This window comes from Diplocloster hominis, assembly GCF_032380655.1.
In the GTDB taxonomy this organism is placed as follows: Bacteria; Bacillota; Clostridia; order Lachnospirales; family Lachnospiraceae; genus Diplocloster; species Diplocloster hominis.
The window spans coordinates 43475-69964 of the sequence record NZ_JAWDIY010000005.1 but is presented as its reverse complement, the minus strand read 5'-3'; the positions used below and the strand labels follow the sequence as shown (position 1 = coordinate 69964).

Below are 26490 nucleotides of genomic sequence, written 5' to 3'. Positions count from 1 at the left end.
TGTGTGACCACTCCGTTCTTACAAATTATATTCCCCTCTGCAGGGGAATATGCTTGTAATCGAAGCGCTGCCTCAAGGGCACTTGTGGAGGCTTAGGATAACTGGAAAGCCATATTCAGGGCCTCTGATACGGTAAAACTAATCCTCTTAATCGTGTCGTCAATATCTTTTGGCGTTACGAACATACCATTCAGATGCGGCGAAATCAGTTCCCGGATCAACTGGTATTTCTCCGAGCTGTCGAATTCCCGCCAGGTATTGCCGAATCCCTTCATATGATCAGACTGTTCCATGGCTTCAATCAAATTTTCCATCGTATCGTTGACGATGGTGGCCGCATCCACTACCGTCGGTATCCCGATGGCGATCACGGGAACCCCCAGTGTTTTCCGGGTCAGCGCGTGCCGGTGGTTACCCACCCCAGATCCTGGGTTGATGCCGGTATCTGTGACTTGTATCGTACGGCTTAACCGTTTGGTGCTTCTGGCGGCCAGAGCGTCAATGGCGATTACCAGACTGGGCTTGGTCTCCTCCACTACCCCACGGATGATTTCCAGTGTCTCCATCCCTGTCTGAGCCATGACCCCGGGGACAATACCGCTGATCAGATTGACTTTGTCTTTTCCCATCGCCAGTTTTCCGTATTCCTGAATGACATGACGGGTGATCAGAAGGTTGCCTACGACTTCCGGCCCCAGCGCATCCGGGGTTACCTCCCGGTTGCCCAGTCCCACCACCAGGATGGACTGCTCTTCCTCAGAGTGATCGATCAGATTCCTGATATGATCGGCCAGTACCGTAGAGATTTCTTTGTGGTAATCTTCGTCGGGATCAGACATATTCGGAGCCTCCAGGGTGATATAGGTACCAATCGGTTTCCCCATGGCCTTGGCCCCTTTTTCGGTCTCGATTTTTACTTTTGTAATATGGATCTCCCGCTCCTCATCGTATTCTTCCTCCACGACGACACCCTTGATTTCCACATCATCCTGCTCAAAACTTTCCTTTGCCTCCAGTGCCAGGTCTGTCCGCACTCTGAATTTGTCCAACATAGCATCCTCCTTATTTATAGAAAAGACTTTTAACCGTATTTTTTACAAAAAGTTGAGGATTATGTATTGACAGATAAACTTCTTTGTTCTAGAATGAATGAGTATGTTTAGCGTGATTACCGTAAGCGTCCGTGTCCGGTTATAGGGTAACCACAAAAGAATTCAAAAATCAGATTTCATTGATTTGGAGGTGTACGGATTGGCTAATATTAAATCTGCGAAGAAGAGAATTTTGGTAAATGAGACAAAAGCGGCTAGAAATAAATCGATTAAATCGGCAGTAAAGACCGCGATCAAAAAAGTCGATGCAGCAGTTGCTGCAAAAGACAAAGCTACTGCAGATGCTGCATTATTGGGAGCGATTTCCGCAATCGATAAAGCGACATCCAAAGGAATTTACCATAAAAATACCGCTTCCCGTAAAGTATCCCGTTTAACCAAAGCTGTCAACAGCATTGCCTAATCGGTTATAAGAAGCGCAAAACAGCCAATACCGTCATGTTGGCTGTTTTTTTTATGGGGAATTCTGCGTTATGGGTCCGGGAGGAGAGGGAAACGGCGGGGAACCTGCAGCGGCACGCTCCGGCCCTCAGCCATCACTCGGCCCTCACCCAGCCATAGCACTATACTTAACGATCAAAAGCTCTACGCTGATGGTGTCTGCCAGCTGTCCGGTCTTTACCGCTTCTTCCATCCGGGCGCAGTCCTCTACCGCTTCCCGCAGTTGCTCCAGGGTAAACCGGCCTGTCTGGGCGGCGTACTTTTTGACCAGGAACGGCGCCAGGCCCGCCTGCTTTGCTATTGTGGAACTGTCCAGGCCCAGGTTTTTCATGTTTTTTACCTGCATCAGCTGGTTGAACTGCCTGGAGATCAAAAACAGGATTCGCATGGGGGGCTCTTTTAAAGCAAGCAGGTCATAATATAGCTTTAATGCTTTCTTTTGGTTCTGTTCCGTGACGGCACCGATCATATCGAAAATCTTGTTGGCAATCTGGGTGGTGCAGATCTCTTCCACGTCTTCATCACTGATCTCCGGCCGGTCCATGGTGTAGCAGATTAATTTTTCCAGTTCCTGACAGATATTTTCCATGTCGGAGCCTGTCTTGCTTAAGAAGAGCTGCAATGTGGATTCCCGAATATTTTTTTGTTCTTTTTTAAGCATACCGGCTACCCACCGGGCCAATGTTCTATCATCCTGCCGGGTCATCTCGGCCGCCCGGCCTTTCTCCTTAACCGCCTTAAACAGAGCGTTCCGCTTGTCTATTTCCTCTTCTACAAAAACAAAGTAAGTGAATTCCGGAAGCTCCTTTATATATTCTGCCATCTGGGGGCTGGAACTTTTAAACCAACCGCTGTTTTCTATAACGATCAGCCGGTGTTCTGCAAAAAACGGCATGGTTTCCGCCAGATCGATCACTTCTCCCGGTGCTATGCCCTTTCCCTCAAAATAGGTGTAATTCATCGTATCATCCGCCGGAAGGATGGCTTCATGGAGTTTGTCACGGTACTGTTTCTTTAGATAGGTCTCATCTCCGTAGAGCAGATACACTTGTTTAATCGTTTGATTTTTGATATCTTCGATGATATTTTTCATTATAAATTTACTCCGCCTTATCCGCATATAGAAAGGATATGCATACTCTCTTCAAAATTTCTTATCCTGTTATTGTTTCAATCCACGCTCGGTAATTTCACAGAATACGACTTAAACTGAACCAGAGGGACCGAATTTCAGATTTTCATACGGATGATCATTACAGATTTCCGGTAGCTGATTTTAATTATACTATAATTTCTAATGGTTTTGAAGAAAAGTTTCCAACTTTAAGCTGCCACCATCGATGGTGACGGTAATCGCACCGCTTTGCATGGTGAGAAATGTACGGCATCCGACCGCGTCCAGGCGGTCCAGGGTCTCCTGATGAGGATGACCGTAGGAATTCCCGGCACCGCAGGAGATTAACGCCGCTTTCGGCATTGTTTTTTCAAGAAACTGCCGGCTTGTGGAGGTATTGGAGCCATGATGCCCTGCTTTTAAGATATCGACCGGTAAAAGCTCGTCCAGGATACGTTCTTCCCCCTCTTCTCCCAAATCACCGGTAAGCAGGAAGCGGAACTGATCATATTGTATAGACAGGACCACAGAGCCGTCATTACGATCCAAAGGCTGGTATCCACGAGAAGGATGCAGGCAATGGATACAAAGTCCCCCCTGCTTCAGTTCCATCCCCTCAGCAATCATCCTCACTTCTATTCCGGCATCCTCCGCTAATTTTATCATTTCCATATAAGGCTCGTCCCGGTCAGCGATATCCGGCAGCAGGAGGCAGCGAATCGGATAGTTAAGCTGCATCAGTTCACGGATGCCTGAGATATGGTCGGCATCGGCATGTGTCATCAGTACGTAGTCCAATTTTCGAATGCCCTGGGATTTTAAAAATGGCAGAACCCGGTATCTGCCCACCTCTTTTACATCGGAACTGCCTGCATCCACCAGCATATTCAGTCCTTGCGACTGGATAAATATGCCGTCACCCTGAGAGACATCCAGTGACACCAGTTCAAATTCGGGATTTTTCCGTCCTGTCAGGATCAAGAGCATGACACAAAACAGGACGACAGGCAGTGTTTTCCGCAGACCTTTATGGTTTATTTTTTTCCACAGGACCAGAATCAACAGACTAATCGCATAGTAGAGGATGATCCGGCCGAGGGATGGTTTTCCGATTATGATAGTATGGAAGGGGAGTTTTTCTGAACCGATACACAGAATATTATAGAATTCTAATATGTAATGAACCGGGGCAGCCAGGAAGCTGCCGGCCGCTGCATTGATCATACCCGCGAAGCCGGCCAGCAGGCCCATGAAAACAACCAAAGACATCAGGGGTATTACACAGAGATTCAGAAGCAAAGAGTATAACGGGAATTCATAGAAGGATGACAGAAGGACCGGCAAACTCATAATCTGTACCGCCAGGCTTGCCTTCAGGCCTTCCGCCACAGGATTCTTCCATGGAAGCAGTTCCTTTAATATCGGCATGAACACAGCGATTCCAAGGACTGCGCCAAAGGACAGGAGAAAGCCGGGATAATACAGATAGTAAGGATTATCCGCCAGGATCAGTATAGCCCCGAAGGCGGCCCCCGTACCCAGATCGTAGGTCCGGCCCAATATCTTCCCGGCGGTCATCAGGCTGAACATCAGCAGCGCCCGGGCGGCCGACACACTCTGTCCGGTCATCAGGACATAACTGCCCATTAACGCGATACACAGAATTCCGGCCGCCCGCACCGGACATCGGATCTTTCTGAGGAAACGAAATACCGCCATGCCGATGATCGAGATATGGAGACCGCTGATGGCAAGGATATGGCTGATTCCGCCGCTTTGGTACCGCTCTTTGATTTGGGCATCCAACTGGCCTTTTTCTCCCAGCAGCATGGCCCTTAACACCTGGCTGTCGCTTTCCGGCAGCACCTGGTCCAGGGACCTGCTCATCCGCTCGCGGATCTGTGTGACACCCTCCAGATAACGGTTGTAATCACCGTCTGCCAGATAAGTTTCCTCCCCGTAGAGAAAGCCGTCTGTTTTCATAATCTTATAATAACCGGCAGCGTCAAACTGGCCGGGATTCCCTGCAGGCTTGGGCCACTTTATCGTTCCCGACACCCGAACCGTGCTTCCGATTTTCCAAAGCGGATTTTCTTCGAGGTATATGATTAATTTATTTAAAGGGAATTTTTGATTATCTTCCAGAATGGAAGTGTGATTCAGATAGATCAGATACTTGTCTTTTTTTTCTTCGCGTCCGCAGACACGCCCCTGCACCGTGACCCGGGTACCGTCCGGGCAGGGAGGCTCTTTCTTCTCCCTGCCATAAGTGCCCAGCAGTACAAGGAATGCGAAGGCCAGCGCCAGCAGACACATTGGCCGTTTTATCATTTTTTATTTGTCACTCCTTTTGACGAATCCATCTGGCTGTCCTTGATCAGGGTGTCCTGTGTCTCGATCAGATCCAGATTTCGCTCAAACGGTGATTCCAGACTGATGCTCTCCCGGAATTTTACATCCGTCTTTCCGTTGATGGAGAACTGTACCTTACTGATATTGGACAGCTCCGTAAGAGAATTTACGATGGAATAGATCGGCAGCATGTCGGATATCTCATAAGGATTATCCAGGAATTTTTCGTCCAGATTCACATAACAGGTTCCGTCTTTCGTGGAAATCCCCAGTATCTTAGTCTCGGGAGGAATCGTGGTGTAAGCCTTTGATCCTTCTTTCGGCCCCTGGATCAGCTGTTCCACGATCAGCTTTTCCATGGAAATATTGCCGCTGTAAGTTTTCGTAGGCTTGGTGGTCACCAGCTTATCCCCGCTTTTGTTGGCATAATATAGGGTGAGAGTGGCCCGCTTGTAGGCATTGATCTCCGCCCCGGGGTTATCCACGAAGCTGTCCGCCGACATAATTCCAACCGGATTCGCGTTGGCGTCTAAAAGCGGATTGCCATTTACCGTAAATGTAATATTCTTAACCCCCTGTACCTGGGTCAATGTCCTCACCACTGCCGCCCTGCACAAAACCTCCCGGATACTGGACATCTCATGATAATTCTCACTGAAATCCAGGTACAGCTGATTCTCATCCATCGTGGGCTGTCCGACTACGATACCGGAAGGTATAGCCGCTTTATACTCCGCGTCCTCCGGTACGTTCTGCAGCTGCACCAGCAGTTCCTCCACCAGTTTTAACGTATCTTCGCCTTTGATCTCAAAGGGCTCCGGCACAAGTGCCGTCTCATCCTTATTTACATAAAACACGGCCTTCTGCCCCGCTTCCCTCTCCTGCTCCCCGCAGGCACTTAAGAGGAAAACCAGGAACAGCAGCAGACCGATGATTCCAGCCTTTTTTCGCATTCTATCCCTCCTAAGCGATATAATTAAGCGGTACCCGCACCGTAAATGTAGTTCCTTCGTTCTCTTTACTGTACACTTTGATGGCTCCCCGGTGCATCAGGATCGCACTGCGGGTAATCGCAAGGCCCAGACCGGTTCCTCCGATTTCTCTGGACCGGGATTTGTCCACCCGGTAAAATCTCTCAAAGATATGTTCCACGGATTCCTCCGGTATGCCCATTCCGGAATCCGACACCTTCACATAGAAATATTTGTGATCCGCATTGAGGGAAACATGAACCCAGCCGTTGTCGATGTTGTATTTGATCGCATTCTCCACCAGATTAGAAAATGCGAGGCTTAACTTCACCTCATCGATCTCGGCGGTCACCGGCCGGAAACTCTCGAACACCAGCTCAATGTTCCGCTGTGCCGCGATGGGTCTTAACCGTTTCAGGATCGATTCCAGCATCTCATTGATATTTACCTGGGCGATATTCAGATCCGACGCCTTCTTATCTAACTTAACCAAGGACAGCAGGTCGGAGATAATCTGGCTCTCCCGGTCGATCTCCTGGGCGATATCCCCCATAAACTCCTTATAAAGCTCCACCGGCGCATCCTCCTGCATCAGCAGCGAATCCGCCAGCACCTTCATGGAGGTAATGGGTGTCTTCAGCTCATGGGACACATTGGATACAAATTCCTGCCGGCTGTCATCTAACACCTTCATATGAGCCAGCATCCGGTTAAAGGCCTCGGCCAGCTGCTCCGTCTCCACATAGCCCGGGATAGACAGATTATTCTCATCCCCATATCCCTCGCTCACCTCTTCGATCGAGTGGGTTACCTGACTGAACGGCTTCACAAAAAAGCTGGCCAGATACACCGCGATCATGAGAATCACTGCTGAAATCGCAATCACCAGCACCAGAGATTTGCTCCCCAGTACATCCAGGTTGTCCATGATACTGTCCGTAGACACACTGGTTATCATCACCCCGATCACCTCTTTGCTGGTCTGGTCCTTAATCGGAACCGTCAGCTCTATGTAGTGATTATCGGGATCATAATTAACGATATTCTCCCCCTTAAAGCACTTAAACACTTCTTCGGAGACAATAGTTTTGGCCTCATCCAGCCCATAGGTGTCCTTAATAATCTTAAAATTCCGGTCCGTAATCAAGATCCGCCCGTCGTACATATTCGACAGCTGATCCAGCTGACCATTGATCACCTCCGACGACTGATCCAGCATATAATCCGACGAGATCAACTGATTACTCAATATCATCAGCTGATTCTGCACGTCCATCCCACGCACCGAAACAGCTCTGTCCTCATAGCTGTTCAGAATCCCGTTTCTCAAAATAATACAGGGAATAATTCCAACCGCCAGCAGAAACAGGAAAATCCGCACCCGAAGGCTGCGGAATATTTTCGCACCAAACTTCAATCTGGAAATGGGTACCCACTCCTTAATCTAACAGGAGACCCGGATCCCGAGCCTCCCGCCTTTTCAATTCCCATTCATTTTACCATGATTATACTAACTGGTCAAATACTTTTGCCGGGGAGTTTGGGGGATAATGCTTGAGGGGGCGGGGCGGAAAGCCGGGGGGATTCGGGGCGGACTTTTCCTCTGCCGTCGGGGGCGGGATCTCTTCGGGGGCTGGAAACTTCGAGGGACCTTTGAATTTCTAATAGGCCAGCATTTTTGCCAGGACAGTCAGGGGCCGCGCAAACTCGCATCCGCTCAGACAGTGCGTGGCCCCTGACTTGGCAAAAATCCTGCCCTATAAGAAATTTCAAAGACCTCTCAATGTTTCCTGCCCCCGAAGAGATCCCGCCCCCGACGGCAGAGGAAAAGTCCGCCCCGAATCCCCCCGGCTTTCCGCCCCGCCCCCTCAAGCCCAACAACCCGACCGTATTAGCGTGAATAGTCCCACATAGCACCTAACCCGGATTCACCAGAACCAAAATTTTGCCATTCTGTGCATAAAAATTTATAAGCGACCATAACTTCATGGCCGGCTGATAAGCAGGAAGGGCAAGGTTCTGGAGGCGCGCCCCGTTCTGTCCGGGCAGCCTTCCTGGGGGAATCCGGTCCGCGGCGGAATCATCCCTGGCCGGAAAGGCTATCCGAAACGTATTAGGATTGCTTGCGTAGAAGAAAAAAGAACCTTTCCATGTCTGTCTCACTGTCCGAGCCGTATTTTGGCGAGTTTGAGACAGACATGGATAATAAAAGGTTCTTTTTTCTTCGTAGCTAGCAATCCTTATACGTTTCGGATGCCTTTCCGGCCAGGGATGATTCCGCCGCGGACCGGATTCCCCCAGGAAGGCTGCCCGGACAGAACGGGGCGCTCCTCCAGAGCCTTGCCCTTCCGGCCCCCTATAGCCCCCCACAGTCCCTCAGTATTCCCTAATACCCCGCAGATTCACAGGCCTCTGCTCCCCCGCAGATAACACGGGTCGAATTGCAGCCTACACCCAGCCGGTCTACACCCATCTCTACAAATTTGAGGGCTGTCTCCAGGTTGCGGATTCCGCCGGAGGGTTTTACTTTGATTCTGCCGCGGGCGGTGTCCAGCATGGTCTGGACCGCCTCTACGGTAGCGCCTTCGCCGTGGAAACCGGTGGAGGTTTTTACGAAGTCGGCGTGAGCCCGGATGCTGCACTCGGTGGCTTTGGCGATCTGATCCTGGCTTAGCTGGCTGGTTTCCAGGATTACTTTAACTATGGCACCGTTCTGGTGGGCTGCCTTCGTGACTGCCTCGATTTCTTCCTCTACTTTGTCCCAGGCTCCGGAACGGGCAAAGCCGTAATTCATTACCATGTCCACTTCCACGGCTCCCTGTTTCGTATAGATGTCGGCCAGGGCAGCTTTGGCTTCTTTTCCTCCATGTCCGTGAGGGAAATCCAGCACACAGCATACCTCCGTGTTGGTTCCCCGGCACATTTCCACTGCCATTTTGATATCGCAGCCTCTGACGCATACAGTCTTGGTCTCATAGTGGATGGCTTCTTCTATGGATGCTTTTACTTCTTCTGTTGTCATTTCCGGGTTCAGGATTGCATGATCCAGATATCTGTTTATTTCCATTGTCTATAAACCTGCTTTCTATAAGTTAGTTTCTGAATTTAGATTTCGTTTGGTTGTTTCATGGCGTCGAGCATGGCCTGGGCGCACTCTTTTACAGATCTGCCTTTCAGGAAAAGGCCGGAGGTACCTCCGATCAGCATACTGGCGCCGTGATGGACCAGGGTGGGGATGGTTTCCGTATTTACGTTGCCGTCGGCAACGATCTTGGTGTCGATACTGTGTGCGTCCAGCATCCCGCGCAGCGCCGACATCTTTTCAAAGGCGGCCGGCTGTATTTTCTGACCGGAAAATCCGGGATTCACTGTCAGCTTGATGATGTACTCGGCTTCTTCCATGGCTGGCAGCATGTCTTCGGTGGCTATGGTCTCGCTTCGCAGCGCCAGGGCCGGCTTTGCTCCCAGTTTGCGGATATAGCGGAAGGCTTCCATCAGGTCTTTTGTCCCTTCCGGGTGTATGGTTATAATGTCTGCTCCTGCTTCGATGAATTGGGCGATATACAACTCCGGCTCATAGACCGCCAGATGAACTTCGATGGGCAGTTCGGTATGAGGGCGCATCATCTGCAGGGTGGGAAGCCCCAGGATCAGACACTGGTTAAATCTGCCGTCCACCACATCGTAGTGCATGAAATCAATGGGCGCTTCGTGGATTTCCTTAAATTGGCGCTCCAGATTGTATAGATCAAAACAGGAGACAGATCCCCCTAAGATGTAATTGTTCTTCATGAATGTGATTCCTCCATGTTTTCTATATTCTCCATCAGGAAACGGTTGCCGATATATGCGCTTCCTATTGCTACATTAAAGTTTCTCTGATCCGGCCGGATGCTTTTCAGCAGCGGCGAGTACATCGTCTCTTCGTCCAGCCGCATAACATGGTATGTGGGATTATGCGCATGCAGGCCCTCCGATAACAGCTCATAGGCCCGGTTGTTCGCGATAATTCCACCGCTTAACAGCCGTGTGGTGACGATCTCCGGAAATATCATTTTATCCTGGTCGATCAGCACGCCCAGGGCCTTTCCCATGGTGCGAAAGGCTTCCTCCACCGCCGGTGTTTTTTCGTCCAGCTGCGCGATTAAACATCTGGTGAGCTGCCCCCTTCGATCCTTTGGCGCGATGACTGTCATCATTTTGTCCTGCTCCGGATCATAGGTGATGAATCCCTCTTCGAGCAAGCGGCTGCAGAGCGGATCATGGGCTTCATAAAGTGCAGTAACCGCCATGCGGAACAGGCCCAGCTGGGAGATATATTTTTGAATGGTTCCGGGTATTCCTGTATTCATACTGCAGACGCTTCGGATATCAGCCGCCGGATAAGCCGCGTAAGCTTCATTTCCCAGGTCGATCACATGCTGGAATCCTTCCAGCGGAATATGCTGGATCGTCCCGGCTCTGGATATGAACCCGGTACCCATCTCTGTACCGATGGTGTTGGCGAACATGCCATAAGCTTCTATAAAATTCTCCTCTGAAAATGCCTGCTCCACACTGGTAATATAGGATGCCGCATTCCCGTCGTTCAGTACTACTACCGGCCCGCCCTTTTTCACATATCCGGCCACCAGGAGATCAATATCCGAAGTCTTAAAGAATTCAACCTCATAATCCGTTTCCGGGTTATTTTTAAGCCCCAATTGTTTGAAAGATTCGCCGCCCGCTATTTTATTATGTACTACAATGTCCGGGAAACCGATCACGACAGAGTCAAACCGCTCTTCCGTGCGTATTCCCTCTTCTTCCAGTTTTTCCGTCCATTTTAACAACTGAAGATAGGGCATTTGATTTTCAAATGTTTCCCGTATCCTGTCAAGGCTTCCTTCTTTTTCCAGCAGACCCGTGCAGGCGCTTAAAAAACGCACCATCAGAATCATAGGCGCATTCATCTCTTCCGCCACTTTATGTCCTGTGGGATACCACTGATATTCTTTCAGCACCATGACTTTTCCGTTCTGAACCACGGCGCCTTTGATCGAATTCCCCCCCACGTCCAGGGAGCAGAATGTCCTGCCATCCATTTCAGCGGCTGACCGGCGCAATCGCTCCTGTTCCTTCCAGCCATCCTCCGGCAGATAAATGAAATACTGTTCCATCTCACTTAGATCGGGCCAATCCTTAAGCGCGCAGACCTCCATACGGAATTTTCCCAGGCCCAGAAACACATTCATCCGATTTATATAATTCAGGTATACTCCATAACCGGTTCTGTCATTTCTTTCATTCTCTGCCTGAAACCTGCTCAAAGCCCTTGCAGCCATATCCGCCAGGTCCTTATCATTCAGGTCAAAATATACCTTCAGCAGTGCCCCGCCGAAGGATACCAGCAGATTGTTGATCATCGCCAGCAGATACTTTTCATATAATCCGGCATCTTCCAAAAGTACTTTCCCTTTCGGAAACTGAAAGCTCAATTCACGGTACCGTCCCCGCTCATCCACCAGCAGCAGCAATCGTATTTCCTGTCTGTCTTCGTCCGGAAGTCCTGCTATCTTCATCTGTAAATCCGATATGTAAATGGGTACGTCCCTTCTTTGCACTTCTCTCATAATGATTCCCCTTCTATTTATCAGACCATGACGCTTCGCATTCACCAGGAAAGGGAGCGAGGAGTCCGCCCGCCGGACTCCTCGCTCCCGGAACCCAATCAAAAATCCCCAACTCCTCTTACACAAGAACCAGTCTCGTTTTCGCTTCTATACGCTCCCTGTCCGCCTCCGGCATTCCCGTGTCCGAGATCACCAGATCAATCGCTTCCCACGGAAGGCCTTCGACCAGCGTTCCTCTGGCACACTTTGTGCTGTCAAAGATGGCGATGCGCATGTCACTGTTTTTGGCGTAGAGCAGCTTCGCGTCCCTGTCATCAAAGGAGACCGCCCCGATTCCGTCCCGGTTAACGATCCCTACCGATCCCAGAACACATACGGACATGTGAATGGATTTTAAATTCTGTAATGACCAATAGCCGTAAAATCCGCGGTCTACCTCCCGCAGCTGGCCCCCCGTACAATACAGCCTCGGATTTCCCGCCTCCGCATAGATATTGGCTGCGTCCAGCGAACTGGTAACGACGATCTTCGTCGGATCGCTGACCAGAAGTTTCGCCACATGCCATACGGTATTCCCGACGTCCAGCCCCACAAAGACGGAATTTCCTTCCGGCAGATGCTTAATCGTCTCTGCCGCTATGCGTTCTTTTGCAGATTGGTTGGTTGTGGTCCGCACGTACATCAGATCATCCACGTAGTTGATCAGCAGATTCACCCTGCCGTGCTTACGCTCCACCATACCCTGATTTTCCATCTCGATCAGATCCTTTCGGATCGTCTCATTTGACACCTCTAGTTCCGCTACCAGATCACTCACCAGCAGCGTGTGCCGTGAGGATAAAGCCTCCAATATTTTATTCCGCCGTTCACATAATCTCTTATCTTTGGACATCCTTATCCTCCCGTACAATCATGAAATATAGTATAATATATTATACTACTTTTTTCTTCTTTCTGGAAGCGATAGCGCCCTGGAATATCTCCAAATATGCGGCTATTATGATAACCAAACCGGTTGCCACGTACTGATAATAGGTATTGACATTAAGTACGATCAGACCAACCTTCAGACCGGAGAAGAGAATGGCTCCAAGAACCGTGCCCAGCGCGTTTCCCCGGCCGCCTGCCATACTGGTTCCGCCGATGGCGGCGGCAGCGATGGCGTTCAACTCCCAGCCGTTGCCTGTGGTAGGATCTCCTGTTCCCAGCTTAGCCACCTGGATCAGGCCGGCTAATGCGGTTCCCAGCATTCCGATCGCATAAGCCATGGTCTGTGTCAGCTCCACACGCACGCCGGAAAGCCTGGCCGCTTCCATATTTCCACCGATCGCATAAATGTATGTACCAAGACGGGTCTTACGCAGCAAAATGTAGATCAGGACTGCAAATGCGATGAATACCAGGACGGAAATTCGGATACCGCCCACAATTTTAATATTCAGGATGTTCCGGAACGAATCGGGTACGCCCAGTACCGGATAGCCTTCCGTTATAATATAGGCAGCGCCTCTGTAGACGGACATGGTACCCATGGTGGCAATAAACGGCTGGAGTTTCATTTTGGACACCAGCAGACCATTGAGCAGGCCGAACGCAAAGCCTGCGAACAAGCCTACGATGAGACACAGTACCGGGTTTACCCCTTTTACCGCCATATTGGCCACGATACATCCGGACAGCGCCAGGACGGAGCCTACGGACAGATCGATACCTCCTGTGATAATAACCATTGTCATTCCGATACCCATCAGGCCGTAGATCGTGGCCTGATCCAGGATATCCACGATATTACTGGAAGAGATATAGATTGGATTCAGAATACCGAAGATGATGAACATGATGGCGATTGCCGCAATGACGCTCAATTCCCGGTAATTATTCTTTATGATCTTTTTCATGGTTTCCTCCTTTTGTGCGTTTTTTCAGCACATTTAGGTATGGGTGAATATTTTTCCCGCACATATCGGCATGGGGGTATCCCGCGTTTTTCAACTTTGACTACCTCCCACTGCATATGTGATAATACGCTCTTCCTCAAGTTCAGAGCGGTCTAACTCGCCGACCAGCTTTCCTTCTCTCATGACCAGAACCCGGTCACTCATACCGATGACTTCCGTCATTTCGGATGATACCATGATAATGGATTTTCCCGCTGCTACGATCTCCTCCATCAGTTTGTAGATCTCCGCTTTGGCTCCGATATCAATTCCTTTTGTAGGCTCATCCATAATCAGGACATCCACATCTGTTGACAGCCATTTCGCCAGAATGACCTTCTGGGCATTTCCACCGGACAGACTAACGGTCAGGAATTCCGGATCATTGGGTGTCAGCCCCACTGTTTCGCCTACTGTCACAGAATTTTTCTGTTTTAATGATTCCTTTACAAATATTCCCTTGACATATTTGGTAAGGCTGGCCAAGGCGATGTTATCGGCATTGTTAAAGTTCTTCACAAAGCCTTCTTCTTTCCGGTTCTCAGACACCAGTCCGATTCCCCTCTTAACCACAGTGTTGGGAGTCCGGTTATGCGGCAGCGCTTTTCCGTTAAAGATCACGGTTCCCCCGGTCGTCTTATCCGCCCCGAAGATCGCCCGCATAACCTCTGTACGCATGGCGCCCACCAGTCCGAAAAATCCCAGGATCTCCCCTTTCTTAAGTTCGAAGCTGATATCATCGAACCCTGCGGGACCGCTTAAATGTTCTACCTTTAATACTGTTTTGTTCTTATCTACACAGGACGGTTTCAGCCTCTGGGCGAACATGGATACGTCACGTCCCACCATGTTCTGTACCAGATCCTCCTCCGTCGTTTCTTTCATATCCAGTGTTGTCACATATTTTCCATCCCGCAGAATACTGGCACGGTCACAGATCTCAAAGATTTCATCCATTTTATGGCTGATATAAAGGATCGTAATTCCCTGTGCTTTCAAATCCCGTATGATTTTAAACAGTGTCTTGACCTCTGAATTACTTAAGGAGGACGTAGGTTCGTCAAATGATATGACTTTGGCATTCATATACAGCGCTTTTGCAATCTGTATCATCTGTTTTTTACCGGTGGACAGGGTTCCTACCCTGTCATCTGCATGAAATGCGCAGCCTAACCGGTCTAAGAGCTCCTGCGTCTCTTTTTCCATCTTTTTTCTGTTAAGCAAGGGTCCCTTTGTCGGTTCCCCGCCCAGCATCATATTCTGGGCAACTGTTAGTTCAGGTATAATATTGATTTCCTGATGCACCTTCGCGATTCCGTAATTGATCGCTTCCAGCGCGTTACGAAACTTTACTTCTTCCCCTTCTATAAAAACCTTACCTTGTGTGGCCGGGAACATTCCATGCAGAATGTTCAGCAACGTGGATTTCCCCGCTCCGTTTTCACCAAGCAGCGCATGCACCTCTCCCTGCTTTACAGAAAAAGAGACATCGTCTAAAGCTTTCTGGCCCGGGAAAATTTTGGTTATGTGCTGGAACTCTATATATTTATCCATGGTCGCCGCCTTTCCCTTCTCTCTATATAGGAATAAGAATTCCGCAGGCGAAACTCTTATTTATCCAACAGGAATCCTCCTATTGAATAAAATATGGGCTGCCACACTTTCCTTTTCCTGCCGTGCGACAGCCCATTATGCCTCAGGGGGCATATGTCATGGGATACTTAATGTACCGCCTGGCTTTTTGCTGCCCGATTATTCAACGGTAAAGCCCTTCCATCCAAGGATTTCTTCGTTTGAAAGGTTACAGTTATCCGCATCAACAACAGCGTGAGGAGAATAGATCTTCTCAGGAACATCCTGTCCGGATAATTTCCGTACCAGCATCTCAGCTGCTACCTGAGACTGATAGAACGGGAAATCATTGATGGTGGCACTTAATTCCCCGGCTTTTACGGAATCCAATGCCTCGCTGGTTCCATCGGTACCGACTACCAGGCATTTGCCCAGTAAATCCGCTTCTTTTACAGATTCCAATACGCCCATAGCCATGGTGTCATTGTTTGCGTAGATTGCCTTCAGATCCGGATACTGTTTCAGGATGGTAGCGGAAACATCTTTTGCTTTTGTACGATCCCAGTCCGCATTCTGTGTAGCCACAACTTCAATGTCGGGATAGTTTGCTTTTATGTAATCCACGAAGCAATCCGTACGAAGGCGGGCTGCTTCCGCAGTGGGAAGTCCCTGAACAACTGCGATCTGGCCTTTTCCGCCGATCTTGGTGGCGATCCACTCTGCTGCCAGTTCCGCCGTATCCTTATGGTCCGCGCCTACGATCGGAAGATCCACATTGGCATCTTTATCATTTACACAGATCAGCGGGATTCCGACTTCAACAGCTTCCTCGATGGCTGCCGTCAGGTTGGTGTCCGCGATGGGAGCAACCATGATACCATCGTATTTCTTATTGATCATATCTTTCATAACCGCTTCCTGACCCTGTACGTCAGACTCGCCGTTTGCCGCCGCTACAGTGATGGTAATATCAAGTCCGGCTTCTTTAAGAGCTTTGCCGGCTGCCTCGGCTCCTTCTTTTTCCATTCTCCAGAACTCATTTTCCAGTGCTTTTGCGGTAAATCCGATCTGGAAGGTTTTGTCTGTTTTGGGAATCGGTCCCAATCCATCTTTAATGTCATTATACTTTACAAATTCTCCGCTTGCCGCTGCAGGTGCTTCCGATTCAGCCGGTGCCTGGGTAGCCTCTGGTTTGTCTGTCGCAGCAGGCGCTTCGCTTGCCGCCGGTGCCGGTGTTGCCGCAGGCGCCTCAGCCGGCTCCTCCGTTTTGCTGCCGCAGCCGGCAACCATGGTTACTGCCATTGCACATACAAGTAAGACTGAAACTAGTTTTCTTTTCATTTCCGTTCCTCCCTGGGACTTTTTTTAGTTAGTTACCCTGATTTTCATGCATCCAAATTCCAATTATTAGCAATTTTCGTTGGATTTCCAATTTTTTCTATTTTAATATTGGAATTCAAGATTGCATTTCCAATCGATATGGTTATATTACCACCAAGTTTTTCATTTGTCAAGCAATTCGTTTGTTAATTTGTACATCCAACTTTGTATAATAGTTATGGCTATTGTGCATTTTCCAAAACATTTGCTTTTATGTCTCATTTATTATATAATACTTTTGACATTACAGAAATTGGAATTCCAACTTTCAACTCATTTATATGGAATTCAACAAAATTCACGCGAAAGGAAAGATAAGATGAAAAAGAATGTTGTAATTTTGGGAAGCATTAATTGTGATATCGTAGCATCCGCGGATAAGCTTCCAGCCAAAGGCGAAACAGTGAGCGGCAGTTCGGTGGACATGTTCAACGGCGGAAAGGGTGCAAACCAATCCGTCCAGTGTTCGTTACTTGGAATGCCTACCAGTCTCATCGGTCAAATAGGAAATGACATGCAGGGTAAGACTGTATTCCAGGGTCTCCTGGATAAAGGCATCAACTGCAGCTACATCCATCATTCCGATCACCACCGCACAGGCTGCGCTTCCATATATCTGGACCCCGCCGGTGACAATATGCTTGTCTATGCGCCCGGTGCGAATCACCACATTACCCCAAAAATGATCGACGATGCCATGGACGCCATCGGCTCCGCCGGAGTCTTTCTGACCCAGACCGAGCTGAATCTGGATGCTGTCCAATACGGTCTGAAGGCTGCGCACGACAGCGGTGCGGTAACGATCTTAAATCCTGCTCCCGCCATTCCCCTGCCCGACGAGATCTACCCTCTCATCGACTTTATCACCCCCAATGAAACCGAAAGTGAAGTATACACCGGAATCCTGCGCAAAGACATGTCCATCGAAGACTGGAAAGAGCAGACCGCACACTGGTTCATCGACCGGGGTGTCCGCAATCTGTGTATAACCATGGGAGAAAAAGGAGCCTTCTATTCCAACGGCACCGTCTCCATCAGTGTGGACGCCTTTCCAATCAAAGCAGTGGACACCACTGCCGCCGGCGATTCCTTCCATGGCGGCCTGGCCTACGGTTTAATAAACAATTATCCCATAGAGACCTGCCTGAAAATCGGAAGCGCCTGCGGCGCCCTCACTGCCATGGGTCTGGGAGCCCAGAATTCCATACAACCCCTGGAACGTGTTCTGAATTTCCTGGCCGAACACGGCATCCGGCTGTAAGTCCCACCAGCATATCACCTTTCTGCAGAAATAATTGCTCAAAATCGCAAGCAGCAAATCTGCAGAAACAAATATCCAAGATCCCGCACCCCTGCCCTATCCATACATACGGGATCCTTTCCAGAAAGGAACGTACACATGAGCAAAAAACGAATCCTATTAACCGGTGGCAAAGGCTTCTTCTGTTCCCGGCTGGCTGACTATTACAAAAACGATTACGATTTCCTGGTCACGGACAAAGACGACCTGGACTTTACCGACCGGCAGGCCGTCCTGGACTGTGCCTCAGCCTTTCAACCGAACCTCATCATACACGCCGGGGCCATAGCTGTCACCGACTTTTGCAACCAGCATCCTGACATCGCCCGCAAAGTCAATGTAGACGGGGCTCTCCACGCAGCCGAAGCCGCCCGCGAAGTACACGCCCAGCTTATCTTCCTAAGCTCCGAGCAAGTATTCAACGGCAACACAAACGGCGGCCCCTTCCGTGAAGAAGACACCGCCGTCCCCAACACCGTCTACGGTGCCAACAAGCTGGAAGCCGAGGCCCTGCTAAAAGAAATCCTGGACGAACTCTGGATCGTCCGGTTCACCTGGATGTTCGGCCTCCCCGAGCGCAACAAAAACATGTCCAACGGCATCCTCTGGGACACACTCACCAAACTGCGCAACCAGGAAAAGATCATAGCCTCCCCCCACGAATTCCGCGGTATGGGCTACATCTACGAAACCATCGCCAACTTCCAAAAGCTCTTCGAAGCCCCTTACGGTACCTATCACATGGGAGCCACCAATAACGAGAGCCGCTACGATACCGTAAAACACATCCTGCACCTCCTGGGCCTGGACTCCAAACTAGACCAGCTCCTGGAAGCAGACACCGTCCATTATCTGGACCACAACCGTGACGTACGCCTGGATACCACCAAAGCCAACCAGGCCGGCATGTACTGGACCGACACCCACGATGCCCTGGAACTCTGCCTGCGGGAATTCGGGATGGTGCGGTGATGCTCTTCTTAAAGGGGCCGGGGCTGAAGGAGAAAGAGGACGCGGTGCCGTCGGATGTTCCCGCGCAGGGGCGGCTGGAGAACGGGAGGGGCTCTGGCGCATACACATGAGGGATAGGCGGTAAAATTACATAAGTTGGACTAACTACGGGTTTCAAAAAGCCCCTATTACATTTTCCATCACAAACTCGCCAAAAAACGGCTCAAACAGTGTGATGGAAAATGGGGCTTTTTGAAACCCTCCGTAAGTCCAACTAATGTAATTTTCCCAGCCTTTCCCTCATGTGTATGCGCCAGAGTCCCTCCCGTTCTCCAGCCGCCCCTGTGCGGGAACATCCGACGGCACCGCGTCCTCTTTCTCCTTCAGCCCCTACACTGGTAAAAGGGGATAATACATTGCGCCTCAACTTTGTACCAATGCAGCAGAGAAACCGTGCGGCCCCCGGCACCAGACCGGATACCCGGGGGCCGCACGGTTTCTCTGCGTCCCTTTGCTCACCGCTCTAAGCCTGAAAGTAATACCCAACCCCCCACTTGGTGTGAACATACTTAGGCTCACTGGGATTGGACTCGATCTTCTCGCGGAGTCTCCGGATATGCACGTCGACCGTCCGGACATCCCCGGGGTACTCGTAGCCCCATACGATGTTCAGCAGATTTTCCCGGCTGTATACTTTGTTCGGGTTAAAGACCAGCAGTTCCAGGACATCGAATTCCTTAGCAGTCAGATTGATCTCCCTGTCTGATATATAGACGCGCCTGCTCTCGCAGTCCAGCTTCAGTTCGTTGATCTCCACGACTTTTTTCTGAGCGGCGGCACCGGTATTCTGATTCATCCGGCGCATGATCGCTTTGATTCGGGCTTTGACTTCCAGAATGTTAAAAGGCTTGGTTATGTAATCATCCGCCCCGTATTCCAGGCCCATGATCTTGTCCATATCCTCCCCTTTTGCCGTCAGCATAATAATGGGCATATTGGAAAACTCCCGGATCTGCTGGCATACCTGCAGTCCGTCGATTTTCGGAAGCATAATGTCCAGCAGTACGATATCGTATTCTGTCTCCCGGGCTAATTTGAGCGCCTCTTCCCCGTCATAGGCACAGTCTACTTCCATGTCATCCTGCTCCAGACTAAAACGGATCCCCTTAACGATTAATTTTTCATCATCCACAACCAATGCTTTCTTTGCCATATTTACCTCCAGTGTCGCCTGCTCCAGCGTTTTGCTCTCAGGTATACATTAACTATTGTTTCACTATACTGTCTTACTCTACACGAATCAGATCTTTTATTTTATTGAACACGCCTTCTTTGATTCCCTCAATCTTTTTTATCTCTTCTACGGTTTTAAAGTTTCCATGAACTTCCCGATATGTAATAATACTCTGCGCCTTGGATGCTCCGATCCCGGGCAGAGTCATTAGGAGATCTTCTCCGGCCGTATTTATATTTACCAGGCCGTCCTCAGCTTCTTTAGCGGCATCCTGGGGAAGCCCCGGTATGCCTGACTGCTCCAGTTCCCTGGCTTCCTCTTGTGTGGGAACCAGAATCTTCTGACCGTCTGTTACCGGCTGGGCCAGATTCAGATATCCCTCTGCCGCATCCTCCGTAACGCCTCCGGCGGCTTCAATCGCCTCGAATATCCTGGTATCTGCGTCCACCGGATAGACTCCCGGACTGGCCACCGCGCCGCAGACGTAGACGAACATTTGAACCGGTTTTGGTGATTCTGTTTCCGGCTGTAAAGGATCTGGGGTTTCCTGAGGTTCTGCTGAGGAGGACGTATATGACTGTACCGTCCGATCCCCCTCTAATGCTCCTGCGCCGGATTCCCAGCCCGACTCCTCTTTGGGACGGCAGCTGTAGAGAATACCGCTCAGGAGACAAAATGCAGCCAGCAGTGCAGCTTTATAGATTTTCTTTCTATCTTTCATTCCTATCGCCTCTTCGACCATAGGATACCCTTACCACAGGACTCTTATATTTTATCGGATATTATCCCTAATTACAAGACCCATTTCTCTTTCGCTTCAGCTTTCACTTCCATTTGAATATGACGATCCCCACAATAGCCACTACCATTCCGGCAACTTTCCGCCATTCCAGCGGCTGTTTCTCCACACCGAACATCCCGAACAGCTCGATCAGATAAGCCACGGCCAGCTGCGCGATTACGATGAGCATGACAGAGCGCGCCGGTCCCAGAGCTGCCATACTGCGGATCACCGTGTAGGTGATGAAGGCTCCCAGGACACCGCCCAGCAGCACGTATTTGTTATCCATTTTCCAAAGCCCGGAAAAGCTTTCGCGCCCGGTAAACAGCCATGCCGCCAGACATACCAGCAGTGCAGAAAACTGTACCCAGCTGCTGGATACCCAGATACTCGTGCTCTTTGTCACTTCCGTGTTAAATACTCCCTGGATGCTCATAAGGGCACCCGAAATCAGTGCAATAAAAATTCCAATCATAACGGCCTCCGATACTATTTTCCTAAACTTCCCACCGGAAAATCCGGTTTATAAGTCTAGTCTGCCCTTATGACTGGAATTCATTCAAATTTTATTTTAATTGCTTCGTGATCAGTTCGGAAACCTTCTGCAGTTCGCCGGCTACATCCGCTCCCTGCCAGATGTTCGCGAAGGTTACCTCCATCTGGATCCAGTAATTACTCAGCTCCATAATTTTAGGCACCCCTGCCGCAGTCTGGTAAATTTCCTTGATGGTGTCCACATGTGCCTTATCCAGATTCAGATCGCTTCTGGCAGACATCCGGTTCACCATGGAATATAGGTTGACCGCATAATCATAGGTCAGATATTTTGCAAAATCTGCCGCTTCCTTCGGATACGGGGTATACCCGTTGACCACGATCGCGCTGGTCACCGCCAAAGGCTTGGTCTGCAGGCTTTCCGTCAGATCCGGAACCCGTGAGACACCATAATCCACAGTGGTCAGACCCACGGAAGCCGCGGCTTCCACCTTATTCAGATCGTCGGCCCGAACGATGGCATAGACGGTCTTTCCATCCATAAAATCCTGTATCACGTCCTCGTCGGAGATCGTCTCCGGGTCCAGCGCGAAGAACTCTTTCAGGGACTGATAGTAAGCCATCGCCTGCTGTACCTGTTCGTTGTTAATATCTATCTGCGTCTTATCATCCCCGCAGGGACCGCCCAGATTAATGTAATTTCCGGCAAAAAAGTAATCCGAAAAAATATCAGACACATTCCATACAAAGATATTCTCGATCCCCTCTCCGCCCTCAAAGGTATCCGAGAACGTCAGAATATCATCGACGGTGGCTGGAGCCTCTGCCGCATAAGCCTTGTTATAGAGCAGGCAGCTGGTCTCAAAAGAAAGCGGATACGCCACCTGCGTCCCCTTATAAGTCACCGCATCCAGAGCGATCTGCGGATAATGCCCGATGTTATACAATTCGGAAGCAAACTGGTTCTCAGAAGCCAGTCCCGCCAAATGAGCCTTTTCCAGAATATCACTTCCGGACATATATAGATCCGGCCCGCCCGCTTCGGAAATACTGGCCTTATTAATCTGTTCGATATAATCCACTCCGGAAACCTGCTGGGCTGTAACTTTAATACCGGTGTCCTGTTCATAAGCTTTCGCCGCCTCGGTAAAATAGTAACCCATATTCTCATCTGAATACCAGAGCGTCAGCTGTGCAGCCGCTTTTCCCTCATTCTCCGGTACACTTTCCTCTTCTGTTTTCTGTATATGGTAAGAAAAAAGCAGCAGTTCCGTCAATACCAGAATTACTACCAGAGCCGAAACTCCCTTTTTCCAAAACTTTCCCATATTCTTCTCCATTCGTTCGATATTGTTTTACAGGTAAAGGATAAGCAAAACGATAAGCCGGGTTATGTCGTGGATCATCATCTATCTAGGCCTGTCGTCGCCGACAGGCTCCAGCGACCTACCTAAAACAGGCCGGGCAAGCCTATCGTTTTAATTCGGTCTTGCTTCGGATGGGGTTTACATGTGCCCCTGCCGTTACCGGCAGGGCGGTGGTCTCTTACACCACCCTTCCAACCTTACCAGCAGACGCTGGCGGTACATTTCTGTTGCACTGGCCTTGGAGTCGCCTCCACCGGACGTTATCCGGCATCCTGCCCTGCGAAGCCCGGACTTTCCTCGTCTGGCGCCTTTCGGCCTGCCAGCCGCGATCATCTGTCTTACTTATCCCGCTGCTTCAGCGTTGTTACGCCTACAGCCGCTATTTTATCACGAAATCAGGGGGTTGTAAATATGGAATCTGGGGAGGGACTGTTTTCAGGGACGGCGGTGCGGCGGGGCCGCTGCGTATTTATCCCAGTTCTTTGCGCAGGGTTTCGACGATGGGTTCTTGGCTGACTTTGCGTCCGCACAGGGTGTAGGTGAGGAAAACACTGCCCAGGATGAGGAGGATCAGGGTGAGCAGGAAGGGCCATGGCATGGAAGCTATGATTTCCGCAGCGGTTGGATAATAGAAAAGATGCGCGGACAAAAGGATCGTCAGAAAGCCGAGTATAACTGAGATCAGGGCGGGCGTCAGGATCAGGAGCAGGCTTTCGATCCGGAACATGCGCATGAGCTCTTCGGGGGAGAGGCCTGCGGATCTCAGGATTACGAATTGCTTTCGCCGGGCGGCTATGCTTCCGGAGATAGAGGAGAAGGCGCCCGAGATACCGATGACTCCCATGAATAGGCTGAATATTATGGCCAGCGTTTTGGTAATGTCGATAGCCTCGTCAAATTCTGTATGCTCATCCAGGATGGAGCGCACCAGGTAATCCTGTTCCCCGTACCATCGGTTTACGATATTTTGCGCCTGCTCTTTCGCCTGCTGAAGGTCCGCTGTTTTGTCAAAGGTCTGGCCGATGTAGCAGGTGTATTGATCGGCCGTGCCCTGGATGGTGTAATTGTTCAGCATATGGCGGTAGGTGTCCATGGTGGTCAGGATTTCCAGGTTGAATGGGTAGGTGTCATCGTCAATTCCGGCATAGGTATCGGTGACTGCCGCGATTGTGACGGTGTTTGTTCCATCCATACCTTCTTGGTCCGCAGCGGTTTTTTCGGTGATTTCGATCTGGTCCCCGGGCTTCAGGGACAGATAGGGGGTGTCCGCGATCTGGTATTTGTCCCAGGTGGCGCGCCGGCTGCCGTCGGGTCGGTTTACCAGGATGACGGAAGGATTTTGGGAATCCTGGATCATTTGGATGGCGGATGCCGGGATTTGGCTTTTCTCGCAATAAGTATTAAAATCTTCCGGGGAAAGTCCTACTAACATGACCGGGAGAAATGGGGTTTGTTCCTCGTAATAGTCTCCAAGGCCCTGGCTTTCCTGGCTGAATCCTCCGGCACTGATGAAGTCGGGGTGAAGCTGTTCCCGGGTTAAGGGGAGTCCGCTCAGAGTACTGCGGTACACGCTCTGGCTTTTCAGTCCGGGAATACTTTGTAATTCTTCCAGCATTTCCTGCGGCGGGTCCTGTGCGGTGCTTAACATTATCTTTTGATTTTGCCAGGAGTAGGATAATTCTATGTTGTTGCTCAGGGCAGCCGCATTTAGCATACCGATCGCTCCGATCATCAGCGTGATGCATAGGCCGATGCACAGGGATGTGGTGCGGTGCGCCTTTTTTCCGGTATTCAATGTGTTTTCTGCAAGCTCTCCTGTATAGCCGAAAAGCCGCGCCACCAGTCTGGGCTTTGGAAGCGCAGGTTTTTTCGTGGTGAGCTTTTTAGACGCTGGCTTCTCTTTTATTGCCTCGATCGGTGTCAGCTTTGCCAGCTTCCGGGCAGGTCCCCAGGCGGATAGCAGTACTGTCAGGATCGCGGCCGCAGCGCACAGTAGCAGCAGCTGCCAAGGTACGGAAACGGCGGCGGCACCCTGAGACGACCCGGCGGACAGGCCTGAGTTGGCAGTTCTGGCTTTCGCCATCTGCCAGACCAGCCTTTTAACTAGGAAATAACCGGCCAGGATTCCTGCAGGTACTGTCGGGACCGTGCAGAACAGGCCCTGCCATAATACGCTGGCCCGGATCTGGCCCGGGGACGCGCCGATGCTTTTTAAGATTCCCAGCTGCCGAAGCTGGTTTCGGGCTGTGACGGAAAAAGCGTTGTAGATGATTATAATGAAAAGGAGCATCACGCCCAGGATGCCCAGGATACCGAATACCAGATAGGGATTGGGTTCCGGCGGGACCTGTTGGTCAGGGTCTTTGATTCCGTATAATTCCAGGAGGCTATCGTTGTAGGATACTGGCCAGCTTCCGTCTGCATCCGGAGTCAGGTTCAGATTCCTGGCGATCTGCGGCATAACTGTGTAGACCTGGCCAGGATGTGTCAGCCGCACTCTCACTTTATAATCGCCGTCGGGCAGCGGCTGGCTCTGATCTATATAACCGTAAGCGGTGTAGCAGGGATAGTCGCTGACACCCTCCATGTCCATGATTCCTGTGATGGTTACCCGCATTTCTCCTGACGGGGCAAAATTTTCTCCCGGAAGCCGCATGGTACCGTAATCGATCGCTTTCCCATCCAGCACACGCATTCCGGCAGGAAGTGTCAGCGTATCTCCCAGCTCATACTGGGGATTTTCCGTGAAGAACTGGGTGTTTATCATAATCTCGCCGGGTGTTTGCGGAATACGGCCTTCTTTTAGCAGGCTTTTATTGGGCATGGAATCCCACCACTCCTGATTCAGCTGGCTTATCGTTATATAAGCCCGGCTGGTGTCCCTGGTCTGCAGATACTTCCAGTCGGTCTGTAAGAGCATGGCCTCCACTTCCGGGTTTTCTCCGATAAGAGAGAGGCTGTCCCTGGGAATGGTGTCCCTTATGGAAGCGTGATAATCACCGGCCTTCTGCCGGACATAATTTCCCTCCTGCTGCCAACCCAGCACCGCTTCCGTACACACGGCAGCGATCAGCATACTGGACAGGAAAATGGACAGGAGCAGGAATAGCGCCGATCTTTTGCCGGCCTTTAACTGAGACCAGGCGTAGGTCAGAGAGGTATTCATCGATCCGTCACCTCGTCTTTCACAAGCTTCCCATCTTCAATGGTAATGATACGTCCTGCCTGAAGCGCTGCATTTTCATCATGGGTGATCAGCAGAATCGTCTGGTTGTATTTTTGGTTACACAGGCGGAACAAGGCCATAGTCTCTTCCGAGTTTTTCCGGTCCAGATTGCCTGTAGGTTCATCTGCCAGCAAAATAGCCGGCCGATAGATCAGGCTGCGGGCGATAGCTACCCGCTGCTGCTGACCTCCGGATAACTCCCCGGGATATGCTTTCAGCCGGTTCGCAAGCCCCAGGGTATCTGTCAGTTCTTTTAGCTCCTCTTTTTCGGGCAGGCGCCCGTCCAGACGCATGGGCAGCAGGATATTTTCCAGCACATTCATCGTGGGAATCAGGTTATAGAATTGGTAGATCAGCCCCACCTTCCGCCTGCGGAATACAGACAGCTTTCTTTCCGGCATACCCGAGATGTCGGTTCCGTCTATGATGACCTGTCCTGAGGTCGGGGAATCCACCCCTCCGATCAGATGGAGCAGGGTACTTTTTCCGCTGCCCGAAGCACCGACGATCGCTATGAACTCCCCGGATTCCGCCCGGATATTCACATGATCCAGCGCATGAACCGTGTTTTCACCGGTTCCGTATGTTTTTGTCAGTTCCTTGCATTGTAATATTTCCATTTTTTGATCATCTCCTTTCCCCTCA

The 26490-nt window shown here is 50.3% G+C and carries 21 protein-coding genes and 1 other RNA gene; 3 read left to right on the top strand and 19 right to left on the bottom strand.

Features of this window, described 5'->3' with window-relative positions:
* Positions 1 to 92: 92 nt before the first annotated feature.
* Positions 93 to 1052 (bottom strand): GPR endopeptidase, encoded by a 960-nt coding sequence (gene gpr / locus ABC831_RS06275; protein WP_343247382.1) that lies wholly within the window; start codon positions 1050 to 1052, stop codon positions 93 to 95.
* A 199-nt stretch (positions 1053 to 1251) separates the two neighbouring features.
* Between gpr and rpsT the strand changes: the two genes are divergently transcribed.
* Positions 1252 to 1515, top strand: a complete 264-nt coding sequence (gene rpsT, locus ABC831_RS06270) for a 30S ribosomal protein S20 (RefSeq protein WP_343247381.1) — start codon at positions 1252 to 1254, stop codon at positions 1513 to 1515.
* Between the two features lie 144 nt (positions 1516 to 1659).
* Here the strand turns inward: rpsT and holA are convergent, their stop codons facing one another.
* From holA to ABC831_RS06215, 11 genes are all read right to left on the bottom strand, one after another.
* Positions 1660 to 2646, bottom strand: a complete 987-nt coding sequence (gene holA, locus ABC831_RS06265; protein ID WP_343247380.1) for a DNA polymerase III subunit delta — start codon at positions 2644 to 2646, stop codon at positions 1660 to 1662.
* Positions 2647 to 2847: 201 nt separating this feature from the next.
* On the bottom strand, positions 2848 to 4998 hold the full coding sequence (locus ABC831_RS06260; protein WP_343247379.1) for a DNA internalization-related competence protein ComEC/Rec2: 2151 nt from the start codon (positions 4996 to 4998) through the stop codon (positions 2848 to 2850).
* A complete protein-coding gene (locus ABC831_RS06255) occupies positions 4995 to 5972 on the bottom strand; it encodes a GerMN domain-containing protein (RefSeq protein WP_343247378.1) in 978 nt (325 codons plus the stop codon). Before ABC831_RS06255 ends, ABC831_RS06260 begins: the two co-directional genes overlap by 4 nt.
* A 10-nt stretch (positions 5973 to 5982) precedes the next feature.
* Positions 5983 to 7416, bottom strand: coding sequence for a sensor histidine kinase (locus ABC831_RS06250; RefSeq protein ID WP_425524570.1), 1434 nt, complete (start codon positions 7414 to 7416; stop codon positions 5983 to 5985).
* A 960-nt stretch (positions 7417 to 8376) separates the two neighbouring features.
* The gene (gene deoC / locus ABC831_RS06245) at positions 8377 to 9057 is read right to left on the bottom strand and encodes a deoxyribose-phosphate aldolase (protein WP_343247376.1); all 681 of its coding nucleotides are present in this window, start codon (positions 9055 to 9057) and stop codon (positions 8377 to 8379) included.
* 38 nt (positions 9058 to 9095) lie between these two features.
* Positions 9096 to 9782, bottom strand: a complete 687-nt coding sequence (locus ABC831_RS06240; protein ID WP_343247375.1) for a ribulose-phosphate 3-epimerase — start codon at positions 9780 to 9782, stop codon at positions 9096 to 9098.
* Positions 9779 to 11602 carry a hypothetical protein gene (locus ABC831_RS06235; RefSeq protein ID WP_343247374.1) on the bottom strand — a complete coding sequence of 608 codons (1824 nt, stop codon included), beginning with the start codon at positions 11600 to 11602 and terminating at the stop codon, positions 9779 to 9781. Before ABC831_RS06235 ends, ABC831_RS06240 begins: the two co-directional genes overlap by 4 nt.
* 118 nt (positions 11603 to 11720) lie before the next feature.
* Complete coding sequence (locus tag ABC831_RS06230) at positions 11721 to 12494, bottom strand: DeoR/GlpR family DNA-binding transcription regulator (protein WP_343247373.1); 774 nt, start codon at positions 12492 to 12494, stop codon at positions 11721 to 11723.
* Between the two features lie 40 nt (positions 12495 to 12534).
* Complete coding sequence (locus tag ABC831_RS06225) at positions 12535 to 13500, bottom strand: ABC transporter permease (protein ID WP_343247372.1); 966 nt, start codon at positions 13498 to 13500, stop codon at positions 12535 to 12537.
* A gap of 90 nt (positions 13501 to 13590) precedes the next feature.
* Positions 13591 to 15093 (bottom strand): sugar ABC transporter ATP-binding protein, encoded by a 1503-nt coding sequence (locus tag ABC831_RS06220; protein WP_343247371.1) that lies wholly within the window; start codon positions 15091 to 15093, stop codon positions 13591 to 13593.
* Between the two features lie 198 nt (positions 15094 to 15291).
* Positions 15292 to 16452, bottom strand: coding sequence for a sugar ABC transporter substrate-binding protein (locus tag ABC831_RS06215; protein WP_343247370.1), 1161 nt, complete (start codon positions 16450 to 16452; stop codon positions 15292 to 15294).
* 358 nt (positions 16453 to 16810) lie between these two features.
* On the opposite strand from ABC831_RS06215, the gene ABC831_RS06210 reads away from it, so the two are divergent.
* Both ABC831_RS06210 and ABC831_RS06205 read left to right on the top strand, forming a co-directional pair.
* Complete coding sequence (locus tag ABC831_RS06210) at positions 16811 to 17752, top strand: ribokinase (protein WP_343247369.1); 942 nt, start codon at positions 16811 to 16813, stop codon at positions 17750 to 17752.
* 138 nt (positions 17753 to 17890) lie between these two features.
* Complete coding sequence (locus tag ABC831_RS06205; protein ID WP_343247368.1) at positions 17891 to 18763, top strand: SDR family oxidoreductase; 873 nt, start codon at positions 17891 to 17893, stop codon at positions 18761 to 18763.
* 502 nt (positions 18764 to 19265) lie between these two features.
* On the opposite strand, the gene ABC831_RS06200 is transcribed toward ABC831_RS06205, so the two are convergent.
* From ABC831_RS06200 to ABC831_RS06170, 7 genes are all read right to left on the bottom strand, one after another.
* Positions 19266 to 19955 carry a response regulator transcription factor gene (locus tag ABC831_RS06200; RefSeq protein ID WP_343247367.1) on the bottom strand — a complete coding sequence of 230 codons (690 nt, stop codon included), beginning with the start codon at positions 19953 to 19955 and terminating at the stop codon, positions 19266 to 19268.
* A 73-nt stretch (positions 19956 to 20028) separates the two neighbouring features.
* Positions 20029 to 20697 (bottom strand): helix-hairpin-helix domain-containing protein, encoded by a 669-nt coding sequence (locus tag ABC831_RS06195; RefSeq protein WP_343247366.1) that lies wholly within the window; start codon positions 20695 to 20697, stop codon positions 20029 to 20031.
* Positions 20698 to 20800: 103 nt separating this feature from the next.
* Complete coding sequence (locus ABC831_RS06190; protein WP_343247365.1) at positions 20801 to 21232, bottom strand: DMT family transporter; 432 nt, start codon at positions 21230 to 21232, stop codon at positions 20801 to 20803.
* A 91-nt stretch (positions 21233 to 21323) separates the two neighbouring features.
* Positions 21324 to 22580, bottom strand: a complete 1257-nt coding sequence (locus tag ABC831_RS06185) for a sugar ABC transporter substrate-binding protein (RefSeq protein ID WP_343247364.1) — start codon at positions 22578 to 22580, stop codon at positions 21324 to 21326.
* A gap of 37 nt (positions 22581 to 22617) precedes the next feature.
* An RNA gene (gene rnpB, locus ABC831_RS06180) (RNase P RNA component class A) lies at positions 22618 to 22964 on the bottom strand.
* Positions 22965 to 23088: 124 nt separating this feature from the next.
* Entirely contained in the window at positions 23089 to 25785 is a 2697-nt protein-coding gene (locus ABC831_RS06175; RefSeq protein WP_343247363.1) for an ABC transporter permease, read from the bottom strand.
* A complete protein-coding gene (locus tag ABC831_RS06170) occupies positions 25782 to 26465 on the bottom strand; it encodes an ABC transporter ATP-binding protein (RefSeq protein ID WP_343247362.1) in 684 nt (227 codons plus the stop codon). The genes ABC831_RS06175 and ABC831_RS06170 overlap by 4 nt, the downstream gene beginning before the upstream one ends.
* Positions 26466 to 26490: the final 25 nt, after the last annotated feature.